Origin of the sequence: Flavobacterium sp. (genome assembly GCF_032153895.1) — a bacterium.
Classification (GTDB): domain Bacteria; phylum Bacteroidota; class Bacteroidia; order Flavobacteriales; family Flavobacteriaceae; genus Flavobacterium.
The window spans coordinates 99,727-114,315 of the sequence record NZ_JALDYN010000004.1 but is presented as its reverse complement, the minus strand read 5'-3'; the positions used below and the strand labels follow the sequence as shown (position 1 = coordinate 114,315).

General features: G+C 38.4%; 9 protein-coding genes. All 9 read right to left on the bottom strand.

All coding sequences use genetic code 11. The features are described from left to right. On the bottom strand, nucleotides 1-1,405 hold a 1,405-nt coding region (locus tag RUH60_RS03275), incomplete at its 3' end, for a SecDF P1 head subdomain-containing protein (RefSeq protein WP_409559646.1). Between the two features lie 134 nt (nucleotides 1,406-1,539). After that, nucleotides 1,540-2,475, bottom strand: a complete 936-nt coding sequence (locus RUH60_RS03270; RefSeq protein ID WP_313805387.1) for a malate dehydrogenase — start codon at nucleotides 2,473-2,475, stop codon at nucleotides 1,540-1,542. A gap of 50 nt (nucleotides 2,476-2,525) precedes the next feature. After that, entirely contained in the window at nucleotides 2,526-3,545 is a 1,020-nt protein-coding gene (locus RUH60_RS03265) for a DUF6588 family protein (RefSeq protein ID WP_313805385.1), read from the bottom strand. Beyond that, the gene (gyrB, locus tag RUH60_RS03260; RefSeq protein ID WP_313805384.1) at nucleotides 3,526-5,466 is read right to left on the bottom strand and encodes a DNA topoisomerase (ATP-hydrolyzing) subunit B; all 1,941 of its coding nucleotides are present in this window, start codon (nucleotides 5,464-5,466) and stop codon (nucleotides 3,526-3,528) included. Before gyrB ends, RUH60_RS03265 begins: the two co-directional genes overlap by 20 nt. Nucleotides 5,467-5,647: 181 nt before the next feature. After that, nucleotides 5,648-7,270: an asparagine synthase B gene (gene asnB, locus RUH60_RS03255; RefSeq protein WP_313805382.1), complete on the bottom strand. Its 1,623-nt coding sequence runs from the start codon at nucleotides 7,268-7,270 to the stop codon at nucleotides 5,648-5,650. A gap of 193 nt (nucleotides 7,271-7,463) precedes the next feature. Then, nucleotides 7,464-9,089: an amidohydrolase gene (locus RUH60_RS03250; protein WP_313805380.1), complete on the bottom strand. Its 1,626-nt coding sequence runs from the start codon at nucleotides 9,087-9,089 to the stop codon at nucleotides 7,464-7,466. A 31-nt stretch (nucleotides 9,090-9,120) separates the two neighbouring features. Next, nucleotides 9,121-9,570, bottom strand: coding sequence for a GreA/GreB family elongation factor (locus RUH60_RS03245; protein WP_313805378.1), 450 nt, complete (start codon nucleotides 9,568-9,570; stop codon nucleotides 9,121-9,123). Between the two features lie 63 nt (nucleotides 9,571-9,633). Further along, on the bottom strand, nucleotides 9,634-11,379 hold the full coding sequence (locus RUH60_RS03240; protein WP_313805376.1) for a TonB-dependent receptor: 1,746 nt from the start codon (nucleotides 11,377-11,379) through the stop codon (nucleotides 9,634-9,636). A 30-nt stretch (nucleotides 11,380-11,409) separates the two neighbouring features. Then, nucleotides 11,410-14,424 (bottom strand): tetratricopeptide repeat protein, encoded by a 3,015-nt coding sequence (locus RUH60_RS03235; RefSeq protein WP_313805373.1) that lies wholly within the window; start codon nucleotides 14,422-14,424, stop codon nucleotides 11,410-11,412. Nucleotides 14,425-14,589: the final 165 nt, after the last annotated feature.

The following is a 14,589-nucleotide window of genomic DNA, read 5'->3' as shown; positions in this document are numbered from 1 at the left end:
CAATTTCTGCAGAAGCAGGTAATTTACCAGCTCTTAAGATGTTTGCTAAGTCTTTCGTTTCAGAAATTTCGAATGCTCCTGAAATCTCACAACTTCCACCAGGAATTGGTTTTTCAACACGTGGTGCTGAGTGAACTGTATTATCTAAAACAATAGCAATAAATCCAACAGTTTTAGAAACTTCTCCTGTGAAATCTTCCCATTTTCTAGCGCCAGCAGCGTTAAACTGAATCGTAACACATGGTTTTCCTAATTGGTTGAAATCGTCTTTTGCAGCCGTAACAACACTACCTCCTACTGGTGGCACATTATCACGAGTGGTTTTTAAAGCATATAATTCAACAACCTCAGGTGATTTAGGATTTACTTTACCCCAAGCGAAACGAGCGAAACGCTGTTCTGCTGGCAATAAAGCTCTGATATCATCTCTTTTTAAATAGCTGTTTACTTTAGCCGTGTCTTTCGGGCTGAAATAAGCTAAAACCGGACCACCTGGCTGACCACCACCTTTAACCAATCCTAATAAAGGACTGTTAGCGATTGAAGCCGCAGCTGTAGTATCTTTTGAAGTTGACCCTGTCAATAAGGAATCAATTTGAGAAGTTTTTGGTGCTTCTTCTTTAACTGCAGCAACTGGTTTTTCTGTTTTCTTTAAAGCTTCGTTAGCCGACAAAAGGAAAGAACCGATTTCTTCCATTTTGTACGTTTGCCAAAACTCTAACTGAGCAGTACTCTGCAATAATTTTGTAATACGGTCTACGTCTTTCGCTCCCGGTAATTCTACCAAGATTCTACCAGACTCTCCAATTTTCTGGATGTTTGGCTGCGTAACCCCGAATTTATCGATACGCTCACGCAATACGTTGAACGCACTCTCGATTGACTCTTTAACTTTTTGTCTGATGATTGGCTTAACCTGAGCATCAGTCATTTTTGAATCTACTTCGGTAAGATTTCTGTTAGCAAAGATTTCAGGCGATGCTAATTTTGTACTTCCTTTAGAAACATTATCAAATGCGATGAAAAATGCATCTAAATAATCCTGATTTCCTTCTCTGTTTTTTGTTGCCTCAGACAACGCTTGGTTGAAAACAGGGTTTTTAGAATTGTTCGCTAATCCTTTTAATACGTCTTTTACTGAAATTTGCAAGGTTACGTTGATACCACCTTCCAAATCAAGACCTTTGTTGATTTGCTTTTCTCTTACTTCATTAAAAGTATTACCTAAAAATACTTTTTCTCTACCAATTGAGTCCAAATACGCCAATTCTTTTTTAGAATCACCATTGGCAAAAGCTTTCGCTTTTTTCTCAATATTATTGGTAACAACCGTGAAGGAAAGCTGGTAAATACTTACCAATGCAAATAAAATTGCAAAAAATTTAATGAGTCCTTTATTCTGCATTATTACTAAAAATTAATTATTTTTTTCAAAAACGAGCAAATATATACTTTACAATACTATTTACCAATTTATTTCTTAATTATATCAAAAAAAAGACTGCCCGAAGCAGTCTTCAATTTTATATTCAATTTGGATTATACTAAAACCGATTTCAAATCGCCGTTCATCGCACGAACAGCGTCTGCACTTTTAGCAAACAAAGCCTTTTCAGCATCGTTTAACTTGATATCAACAATCGATTCGATACCGTTTTTACCGATGATACAAGGTACTCCCATACAGATATCTTCCTGACCGTATTCCCCTTCTAAAAACACAGAACAAGGAATCATTTTACGCTGATCATTTAAGATACTATCCACCAAATAAGCCACCGAAGCTCCCGGTGCATACCAAGCCGAAGTTCCTAATAAACCTGTTAAAGTTGCTCCTCCAACCATAGTATCAGCAGCTACTTTGTCCATTTCTTCCTGAGAAAGATACGTTGAAACCGGCGTTCCGCAATAAGAAGCCAAGCGCGTTAACGGAATCATGGTTGTATCACCGTGACCTCCAATTACCATTCCGTCCACATCATTAGACGGTTTGTTCAACGCTTTTGACAAATAGTATTTGAAACGAGAACTGTCTAACGCACCACCCATTCCGATGATACGGTTTTTAGGCAATCCTGTTGCTTTTAAAGTTAAATAGGTCATCGTATCCATTGGGTTAGACACCACAACAATAATAGCGTTTGGAGAATGCTTCAATACATTTTCAGCCACACCTTTTACAATTCCGGCATTGATTCCGATTAGTTCTTCACGAGTCATACCCGGCTTTCTAGGAATACCCGATGTAATTACCACTACATCACTTCCAGCCGTTTTCGTATAATCGTTTGTAGAACCAACAAGACGTGTATTGAATCCTGTAGTCGTAGCACATTGTGAAATATCCATCGCTTTACCTTCAGCAAAACCTTCTTTGATATCCAATAATACTACCTCGCTTGCAATCCCTCTGTATGAGATTACGTCTGCACAAGTGGCACCTACGTTTCCAGCGCCAACTATTGTTACTTTCATGATATTATATAATTTTTTGGGTTGGTTAATTAAGGTTCTAAATATAGGAATTAAAATTCATACTGCACAGAAAAATTGGTGTTAACAAATTTCCCAAAGGCAACAATCGGCTGAATGTAGAACTTTTTAATCTGATAACGACCCGAGATTTCTCCGATCACATTAGTTTTGGTTTTCGAAATTTCTTCCAGTTTTTCATTCAGAATTGCCTGAAGCGGAATAAAATCTTCGATTTCACCTCTCTCACCACCTACTTTATACTTAAAACTACTTGTGTTTGCAATAAGACTTGCCATCAGTTCAAAATTTTTAAATTCTTTCGAACCACTAAGTTGAAGTTGCCAAGTATCTACCAAACCATTTAAACGATTTATCCCCAAACTTCCGTATTGTGTCGGAATGCTGATGAAATCAAAACTAATATCCTCTTTAGAATATACCGCTAAAGCTGCCAAATTGATTTTTTTAGCTTCCAAAGATTTGAAATACTGATTCAGATTATGTTTTACACCGAAACCATACACCTGATAATCGCCTTTCTTCAACTTGGTTTTAGTTGAATATTTACCCACGATTTCAAAACCGTAAGGCAATGCAATTGAACCTTGCAGATAAGGATAGAAAATAGTTTCCTGATTAACACCTTCGGGGCTTTTTAACCGAATTTCTTCTCCATCTAATTCACCCACTAAATAAATTTGAGTATCATCCCCTAAAGCAGTCGGAACGGTTGCCGATGTAGCACCTTCAATTTCAAAAAACTGAAAATCGCTATTCTGAATTTGAAAACTTCTATCCCGATTAGGCACAAAGAAAATATTGGTATGAATACCCAAAGTTACATCCCACAACTCGCGTTTTTTAGGCGAAGTCATCCAACCCGAAGCTGCCTGATACACCGCAGCATCCGTAGCCGGAGTAATGTATTGATCAGAAAAGAAAAGGGCATCGTTTAACAGATACCCTAAGTCTTCAAATGTTTGGGATGTTTGTGACTTAGCCGTTTCACAAAACAACAAAGTCACTAACAAGCCCGATATTCCAAATAGCTTACGCGTCAATTTTAGCATAAGCCGCATTTTTCTCAATAAATTCTCTACGAGGCGGTACTTCGTCTCCCATTAACATCGAGAAGATTCTGTCCGCTTCTGCAAGACTGTCGATTGAAACCTGACGCAACGTTCTGAATTCTGGATTCATCGTAGTTTCCCACAATTGCTCCGCATTCATCTCTCCAAGACCTTTATAACGTTGGATTGATGTTCCACCGCCCATTCTTTCAGAGATTTCATCACGCATAGCATCTGTCCAAGCGTATTCTTTTTTGTTTCCTTTTTTCACCATATACAAAGGCGGAGTCGCGATATAAACGTAACCGTTTTCAATCAACTCTTTCATATAACGGAAGAAGAAGGTCAAAATCAAGGTAGAAATGTGGCTACCGTCAACGTCAGCATCACACATGATGACTACTTTATGGTAACGTAGTTTTTCAAGGTTCAATGCTTTACTATCTTCTTCAGTTCCGATAGTAACCCCTAATGCTGTAAAAATATTACGGATTTCCTCGTTTTCGAATACTTTGTGGTGCATCGCTTTTTCCACGTTCAAAATCTTACCACGCAATGGCAAAATCGCTTGGAATGCACGATCACGACCTTGTTTAGCCGTTCCACCTGCGGAGTCTCCCTCGACAAGGAATACTTCACATTTTGCCGGATCCTGCTCCGAACAATCTGAAAGCTTACCAGGTAAACCTCCACCGCCCATAACGGTTTTACGTTGTACCATTTCACGAGCTTTTTTCGCTGCGTGACGTGCCTGAGCCGCTAAAATTACTTTCTGAACAATGATTTTCGCATCGTTTGGATTTTCTTCCAAATAGTTCTCCAACATCTCTGCAACTGCCTGAGAAACCGGCGAAACTACTTCTCTGTTTCCTAATTTGGTTTTGGTCTGTCCTTCAAACTGAGGCTCAGCCACTTTTACCGAAATAATTGCTGTTAAACCTTCACGGAAGTCGTCTCCAGAGATTTCGAATTTCAATTTATCCAACAATCCGGAAGCATCGGCATATTTCTTCAAGGTACGGGTTAATCCCATACGAAAACCTTGTAAATGCGTACCTCCTTCGTGGGTGTTGATGTTATTTACATAAGAGAAAATGTTTTCAGAGTAGCTATCATTATAAATCAAAGCCACTTCCACAGGAACTTCTCCTTTGTCGTTTTCCATGCTGATTACGTGACCGATAATTGGCACACGGTTTCCATCCAAAAACTTAACAAACTCTTTTAAACCTTCTTTAGAGTGGAAAGTTTCGCCAACGAAATTTCCGTCTTTATCGGTTTCTCTTTTATCGGTTAAAGTGATTGTGATTCCTTTGTTCAAGAACGCCAACTCGCGCATACGCGCCGCTAAAGTATCGTATGAATACTCCAGAGTTTGTTGGAAGATTGTTCCGTCGGGCTTGAACCAAACGGTTGTTCCGCGCTTGTCAGTTTCTCCAACTTGTTTTACCGGATACATCGCTTTTCCGCGCTCGTATTCCTGTTCGTAAACTTTTCCTTCTCTGAAAACGGTTGCTTTCAAATGATCGGACAACGCGTTAACACACGATACCCCAACTCCGTGCAAACCTCCGGAAACTTTATAGGAATCTTTGTCGAATTTACCTCCGGCACCAATTTTAGTCATTACAACCTCTAATGCGGAAACACCTTCTTTCTTGTGAATATCTACCGGAATTCCACGTCCGTTATCTTCAACCGTAATGGAATTATCTTCATTAATGCTTACAAAAATAGTATCACAATGTCCGGCAAGCGCCTCATCAATCGAGTTATCCACTACCTCGTAAACTAAGTGGTGAAGTCCTCGAACCCCTGTATCACCGATGTACATCGAAGGACGCATCCTTACGTGTTCCATTCCCTCAAGCGCCTGAATACTGTCTGCCGAATAATTGTTTTTCTTTACTTCTTCGCTCATAATCTATATTCTGAATGTCTGTTTTTTTTGTATAACGAGCAAATATATGAAAAACGAAGCTGATTTTGCACCTAAAAAGACCGTTTCAAGAGGTAAGTTATCAACAAAATACGAATGTTTTCCACAAAAAAAGCGCCAGTTTTCACCGACGCTTCGAACAAACAAACAAAATTACATTTACTTATGCAACTGCTTTTTCTGCGGGAGCCGCTATAGTAGTATCAGCCTGAACGTGTGCGGCATTAGCACGGCCACTCGGGTCTTGATTGGTTTGCCATTTCGGAATCCATTTACGAACTGTTTTTGCTGCACTTTCCTGAGGAAAATATTTATGAAAAATGGTTCGGTAGAAATAGGCTTCTTTCGTAACTGGTGTGTTGTATGGAAATAGTTCTGACGCCTTCTCCATTTGTTCATCGGTTACTTCTGCACTACAATATTCGATTAACGTATCAATCCAGTTGTAGCCTACCCCATCTGAAAATTGCTCTTTCTGACGCCATAAAACCGATTCCGGTAAATAAGGCTGTTCAGGTGTATCGAATGCTTTCCGAAGGATATATTTTTCAATTCCATCGTAGGTTTTCGGCATTTTTTCTTCGGGTTGAATTTTGATTGCCAACTCCAAAAACGCTTTGTCCAAAAACGGAACTCTGGCTTCCAATCCGTGCGCCATGGTTGATTTATCGGCACGCAATAAATCAGCGGTAGATAATCGTTGGACACGCTCAATTGTTTCTTTTTGGAAATCGGCTACACTTGGCGCATTTCTGAAATACAGATAGCCTCCAAAAATTTCATCAGAACCTTCTCCGGAAAGCACCACTTTTATTCCCATATCGGTAATTGCTTTCGACAAGAAATACATTGGTGTGCTGGCGCGAACAGAAGTCACATCATATGTTTCCAAATGCCAGATTAATTTTTCAAGAATCTGAATTCCTTCTTCAATAGTGAAATGGATTTCGTGGTGTTCCGTTCCTAAAAATTTAGCTACTTCACGAGCCGCCACTGCATCAGGAGCCGCTGCATCTAATCCGATAGAAAACGAATGTAATTTTTTATCGGTTTCTTTCAACAATCTAGCCGCGATGGACGATGTTAGTGAAGAATCCAAGCCACCTGAAAGCAATACTCCAACCGGAACATCGCTCATCAAACGCTTGCGAACGGCTTCGGTTAAAGTTTCACGGATAGCTTTCAAATCCAACTTTTCAACAGCTAGAGTTTCATCTTCCCATTTCGGTTGATAGTACTTTACAAAACCCGTTTTTGGCGTGTAATAATGTCCTGGAGGAAAGGCTTCAAACGATTCACATTGATCGGCAAGAGCTTTCATTTCAGAAGCGAAATACAAACGTCCTTCAGAATCTTTTCCGTAATACAACGGCTTAACACCAAGCGGATCGCGACCAGCAATAAAATCGTCGCCATCGATCACTACAAAGGCAAAAATGCCGTCTAATTGATCGCAGAAATCATATCCGAATTCTTCATACAAATGCACAATTACTTCGGAATCAGAACCCGTACGAAACGAATGATGTGCTAAAACTGAATTTCGCAGTTGCTCGTGATTGTAAATTTCACCGTTGTGAACCATCCAGGCGCTATTTGTTCCTTGGATTGGTTGTTTCCCACTTTTTAAATCTACAATTGACAAACGCTCGTGACACAAAACATATCCTTTTTCCGTAACATGCATATCGCTTTCGTCTTTACCGCGATGCGCCATTCTTTTGGATAGCTGTTGTACTTTTTGTGCCTCGACATCTTTTCCGATTACTGCTAAAATTCCGCACATAATTATTTCATTTAAATTTTATAATGAAACAAAATTGCGTTTTAAAGTTTTATATTGAAATCTTAAAATTAATTTTAATTACATTTTTAAACAAAAAATAAAAATTTGATATAGAAAGTGTAACTCTTAAAGATAAAAAGTAGCGTTATGAATTACAGATTGTAATTACAGATGATTAAAGTTTATGATTGTGTTACTTCACTTGCTTTCCTTTGATAAAAGTATTTACAGGTTTAACATAAGGCACCGCACCAATATCCATAGTCATGATATCAGTCTCAAAAATGGTAAAATCCGCCCACTTTCCAGGCTCTAAACTGCCTTTTTCATCTTCTTCAAAATCGGAATAGGCTGCCCAGATTGTCATTCCCTTTAAAGCTTCTTCACGAGTCAAAGCGTTTTCTGACTGAAAGCCGCCTTCTGGATAATTTTTCAAATCTTTGCGGGTAACGGCGGCGTAAAAGGTGTACATCGGGTTGACTTCTTCAATTGGGAAATCAGTACCTAAGGCAATTAATCCGGCGTGATTGAGTATTTTTTTGTAGGCGTAAGCATTTTTGATGCGGTCTTTCCCTACTCTTTCTTCTGCCCAATACATATCCGAAGTAGCGTGTGTTGGTTGAACTGAAGGAATGATACCAAATTTAAAGTAATCAAAATCAGCTTCTCTCATGATTTGGGCATGTTCGATTTTCCATCTTCGGTTGGGTTTATCGGCTAAAACTTCTTTGTAGATTTTCAGTAAAACCGAATTGGTAGAATCTCCGATAGCGTGGGTATTCATCTGATACTCTGAATCTGCAATTTGCTGCGCGATTGAACGAATATCTTTAATTGAAGACAACAACGCACCGAAATGCTTTGGTTTATCAGAATAAGATTTATGCAGACAAGCGCCACGAGAACCCAAAGCACCGTCACCCATAAATTTAAATGAGCGCACATTAAGTTTATCTGTTTTATAAATGCCGAGTTGTGTGTAATAATCGACGTTGTCTTTAGAAGCCATCGCCATCGCATAAACATTAATATCCAATTGATTTGCTTGCTGCAGACTATCAATTAATTCTATGGTTTCACGCTCTAAACCTGCTTCGTTTATGGTCGTTAAACCGTAATCAAACATGACTTTTTCAGCCTCTTGCAAAGCTTTTACTTCTGTAGCTTTGGATGGTTTCGGAATGCTGTTGTAGACCAATTCCATTGGGTTATCGATGATAATTCCGGTAAGTTGTCCGTTTTTGATTTCGATTTCGCCGCCTTCCACTTTTGTTTTCGTCGTGATTCCTGCCATTTGAAGTGCTTTGGAGTTGGCAAGCAAAGCATGTCCGTCAATTCTGGTAATGGCTACCGGTGTATTGGGAAACAACTTATCAAGTTCTGCTTTGGTTGGAAATTCTTTTACTTTCCAATCGTTTTGGTCCCAACCTCTTCCTTGAATATAATCGAGGTTCTTTTCTTTTTGAAAAGCCACAATTTTAGCCAAAACCTCATCAAAGCTTCTGGTTCCGCGTAAATCGACACGTTGTAAGTTTAAACCATAACTATGAAAATGAGCGTGAGCATCGTAAAAACCCGGGTAAATAAATTTTCCTGTGGCGTTAATAATTTTGGCTGAAGAAAACTTTTTCTGAACAACAGAATTGGTTCCGGCTTCGAGAATTTTTCCGTCTTTTACAGCCATCGCCTGTGTAATCGTGAAATCTTTATTTACGGTGTAAATTTTAGCATTGGTGATGATGAAATCGGCTTGGATTTTCTTCTGTGCCTGAACAGTTGTAACTACAAGAAGTAAAAAAATATAGTGCTTCAGTTTCATTTTAAACGATTTGAAACGCTAAAATAACAAATTACTGAACAGCTTCTACGGTAAATTTTGAACCGTTAACCTCAACTTCGTCCCCAACCTCTTTCCCTATTAATTGCGAACCTAATGGAGATTGCGGCGAAAGTGCTAAAACGGAAATTCCGTCAATGGTAATTTTTGGCAATGCAGCACTGATAAAAAGTTGCAGGTTATTCGCCTTAACCAAACTTCCTAAAATCACTTTATCACTATCCATCGAAACATCAATTTTGCTCAGGATTTCTTTGAAATGAATCGCTTCTTGCAGCTTAGCGCTTAGCTTTTCCTGTTCCAGATGCATCATCGATAAAGCAGTTTCATGTTTATCACCGGCAGAGCTTTTAGCATCATTCTGAGCATCATCGGCTAAACCGGAAATCATATCGCGATAGACATCGATTTTGTCTTGCAACAATACCATATGATGTTGAAGTATTTTTTGTTTGAAGGTCATCGGCTAAAATAAAAACGCGAAAGAAAATCTTCCGCGCTTCAAATGTACTTGTTATAACTGAATTTAAAAATCAAATTTGTAATTCGCTCCGATTAAGAACTGAAACCCTTGCACCGGATAATTTACCCAACGCTCGTATTGTTGGTTCGCAATATTGTTCAGTTTTAAGAAACCGGTTAAACGCTCGTTGTATTTGTATCCTAAATGAGCATTCAAATCGAAATAACTGTCTAGAGTTACTGTTTTTACAAACGGTTCTGTTAAAGAAATATCGTTGTAATAGACTTGATCTTTACGTTCGCCTACGAAGAAAACATTCGTTCCGGCATACCATTTTTTAGTGATGTTAACATCTAGATTAGCACCAACTTTCATACTTGGTAAGTTCCAGGCTTCTGCTTGATCGGTTGTAAAACTGTTGAATGTTCCGTTGATTCCGAAAGTGGCATTTTTAGAGAAATCCATTTTCAATTCTCCGAAAACACTGATGGTTGTCAAATTATCATAAACTACACCAAAAGAATTTCCATAGGTATAGCCTTCTGTATTGGTATTAGCCGTTTCATATTGATTTGACATGAAGAATGCTTTGTCATCTTCTGCCATATACGAACCTCTTACATTGAACGTAACCGTGTTGGCTAATTTTCCTTTCAACCCTACATAAATATCATATTGTTGATTGGTTGGCGCGATGGCTAAAGTTGGAGAAACGAATTTGTTTTCATCGGCGAAATCTGCAAATGTGTTCTGTTTTAGCGTTCCTTCAGCTCCGGCGTAGGCAATCATAATATCACCTACTAATTTATATGACGCTTTTACCTGTGGGAAGATGTAAAACTTGTTTTCGCTTTCGGTATTAAATTTTCCAACACTATAGAAGAATCCGGCACCGGCCTGAACCGACAAATCATCCTGTTGCAATAAAATAGATGGTTGCACGCCAAAGTTTAAATACGAATAGGAAATATCACCGGTATCGAAATAATCTTTTTCAAAACTTCCGCCTACATAATCCACGACAAAACCGGATTTGAATTTGAAATTATCCACTTCAAAATTAATCGCTGGCTTCACAAAAAATCTGTTTTCCTGAGAACCGTGTGTATCCCAAAAACGTTTAAATTGCAATGAAGTATCTTCCAATACACTTTCTTTCATCCCGATTTTCGCACCTAATGTTAAGGTTTGATAGGTTTGTTGCTCGTCAATCAGTTTAATAGCATCATCAGTAAACGTTACGAATTCGGTTGGTAAACCATACCAGTTGTACAGTTGATGTTTGTAACCTAAATCGGCATTCCAGTCGAAATCGCGGGTACGGCTTCCGTAAGTTAAATCTAGTGAAGTATCGTAATATTTGTCGTCTAATTTCACGCCTTCAATTCCGCCTTGTGAAGATAAATGACGTAACATTCCACCAACATAATCGGTATTACTGATATTTTCAGTAATGAACAATTCGCCGTTTACGGTTCCGTAATTTCCAACGCCTAAGGTTGCGTAATTTTTGAAGATTCGTTCTTTAGCTTCTTTATCTACGGAAGCTGCCCGACCTTTAGCCGGCGTAAACGTGGAAGCTACCGGAAAGGAGAAAATATTGTACTTGATTTCCTCTTTATCAGTGTTTACATCGTCTTCAATTACTGGTGTTTCTTTTACTTTAAAAGCATCGGAAATGGTTGGTGTATACGGTTTTACCACATTTACCACTTCGGTTCCGATATTCTCATCTTTCTTTTGTGCGAAAGTTTGCAATCCTGTGAAAAACAAACTTGCGGCTATAATATATCTGAAAGTCTTACTCATCTCTTTTAATTTTTAATTGCGGCTTATAGTTTATTCTGTAATGGATGAATTGCGTTTGGCTTCTTCTCCTTTGATGATATCCAATTCGGTTTGGGCTTCGGCTACCACATCTTCGTATTGCGTGAAGTTTTTAATCACACTTTCTAAAATGTAAGTTGCTTGGAAACTGTCTTTCAAACCGTAGAAATTCTTCGCCATTACAATCAATCCTTTGGCTCCGAAATATTTATAACCGGAATAATCTTTTGCTAACTTTTGAACCAAAGTGTTGGAAACCTCAAATTTCCCTTCTTTATTTTTGAAATAAGCATCGTAAAACAAAGCTTCGGCGGCAACTTCACCTTTGGCAATTTTCTGCAATTTCGCGTAAGCTTCTTTTGCCTTCGCCTCATCGTTGGTTTTGATGGCCGAACGTGCTACGATAATTTGCGCATCACTTTTAACTTTATCATCCGTTTTGGAATTCGCTAAAACTTTATCGGCATAAACTACTGCGTTGCTGTAATCTTTCAAATCATAGTACGATTTCATCAAATTGGATTGTGCAAAAGTTATATTTTGAGGAAAATCAGCTTCTGTTTCCAGACGTTTCAGCACTACAATAGCTTTATCGTAGGTTTTATTTTTCAAGTAGATTTCACTCAAACGCGCCAACGATTGCTCCGTAAATTCATTTCGCGATTTACCGATTACATATTCATAATTAGGGATAGCGTTGTTCGGCAAATTATCTGCGAAATACAATTGTGCTAAATAGAAATTCGCTTTCAAAGCGTGTAATCCGTTCGGGAAATTGGCTAAATAACCACTGAAACCTGAAATCGCCTGTTTGGAATTGTTCTGCAAATATTGTTTTTCGGCTGCGTTGTACGTATCGTTATCCAAATCAGCATTGGAAACTTCTACGAAATCGAGTGTTTTAACCCAAGCTGCATATTCATCCACTTTGTTGTTATCCATGTAGATTAAACGGGCTGTGGCAACGGCTTCATTCGCTTCCGGCGTTCTTGGGTATTTTGAAACTACTTCTTTGAATTTCGTTAAAGCTTTGTCACTTTTATCGTTATTGTAATACACCAATCCTTGACGCAAAATCGCTTTCGAAACGTACGAACTCGATTTGTATTCGTTTTTCAGACGTTCGTAAGTATCAACAGCTTTATCGACGTTGTTTTGGTTTACATAGGTATTTCCTAATTCGTATAACGCATCATCAGCATATTGGGATTTCGGATGTTGCTTCATGAACAACGTTAGATCTTCAATTTTTTTATCGTTTTTCCCGACAAATCCATAAGAAATTGCTTTTTGGAAATGCGCGTAATCGGCATCAACACTGCGCAATTCGATGGCTTTGTTGTAAGCATCCATCGCAGGCCAATATTTTGTCGACACGAAATGACTGTCTCCCATTCGCAAATAAGCATCCGTTAAACGCACGTTATCCGTTTGATTGGAAGCTACATAATCCTGAAAATGTTTTGCTGCATTCTCGTATTCTTTCAGTTTGAAATAAGTGTAAGCGATGTTGTAATCCGCGTTTTTCGCTTCCGGAACATTTTTCGCTTCGGATGAACCTGCAAATTGTTTGAAACTTAACAAAGCTTCGTTGAACTGGTCCAAATTGTATTCGGTTTCACCTTTCCAAAACGTGGCGCGAGCTGTGAATTTCGCATCTCTTGGTTCAGCAATTGATTTTTTGAACAAAGCCAAAGCTTCCTGATAATTTCCATCGGTGTACAATTCCAAACCACGATAAAAAGCTACTTTCTGATACGCCTGACGATTTTGTGGATTTTTGTTTTTCTCCAGCAATGTCAAGGCTTCTTTGTAGTTTTTGGAAGTGATGTACGAATTAATCAACAGGTTTTCAATTTCCTGTTTATACGCTGTCTGCGGATATTTGTTCAGATAACCGATTAACACTTCGGGTACACTTTGATACGGGTTTCCGATTTCGTAACTCAATTTCGCATAATTCAAATAGGCATCTTCCTGAATTTTTGCTTCAAATTCCATTTCAGATGCATTTTTGAAAGCGTTTAATGCTTCCTGCTTCTTCCCTACTTTTAAATAACTTTCCCCTAAATGGTAATAGGCGTTTTGTGCCACGTGGTCTTGTCCGCCAATTATTTTATTGAATTCCCCGATAGCGTTTTCATAATCGCCGGCTTTGTAATAAGCGTATCCTAACTGGTAAAAATCAGTATTATTCCACTTTCCTTTTTTACCTCGATATTCTTTTAAATACGGAAGCGCTTTGTCGTATTGTTTTAAGTTGAAATAACTTTCTCCTATGATTTTATTCAGTTCCGATTTTTCTTCGGCGTTGGATTTTGATAATTGCGGCACACCAACATCTATCGCTTTTTGGAAATTCCCCAATTTAAAATTCATATCCGCCTGGAAATAAGACATTTTTTCTTTGTATTTGTCTTTATCCTGAACCTGATCGAAATATTGGGTTGCTTCCTGATAATTATCGGTTTCATAAGCCATATAACCTAAATAATATTTCGCCTGAGAACCGTATTGTTCTGAGTTTACCACTTTGTTGAAATACTTGTCGGCTTCTTTTTTATTCTTGGCAGAAAAATAGCTGTAACCCTTTTGAAAGTTGAATTTATCGCGCTCATCATTGGTCATGGAACCTTCATCCACTCGGTCGAAATACTTCAAAGCCTGCGGATAATTTCCCTGGTCGAAATAATAATGCGCCACTTCAATAAACGCCTGATTTTGCTTGGATGAAGTTGGGTACTTTTCTACGAAATCTTCCATCATGGCATCCGCTCCGGACTGTTCCAGACGAATCGCACAATTGGCGCTGTAATAAGCACAATCGGATTTTACCTCATCACTGTTGCTTCCCGTTTTCACTTTATCAAACAGAATTTGAGCTGCCTGATATTGCTTGTCTTTATACAAAGCAACTGCTTTATCGTAATCGGTAAGTTCGTGTGTATAGATGTTCGATTGTTGCGCCGAGAGATTGATCGCGCTCAAAATGAGTGAAGTACAAAGAAACCTATTCAGTTTTCGCATAATTTTGGCTTTTAAAAGTATTCAAATATATCAAATTCCTGTGGTTAATAACGTGCGGAATTCGGGGTTTATTATATATGTTTTCAACAAAATTCGAGCCAAATTGACAATATTCTACAGAAAAGTAATTTTATTTGAAAAAGTTCGTTCTACTTATTACTTTTA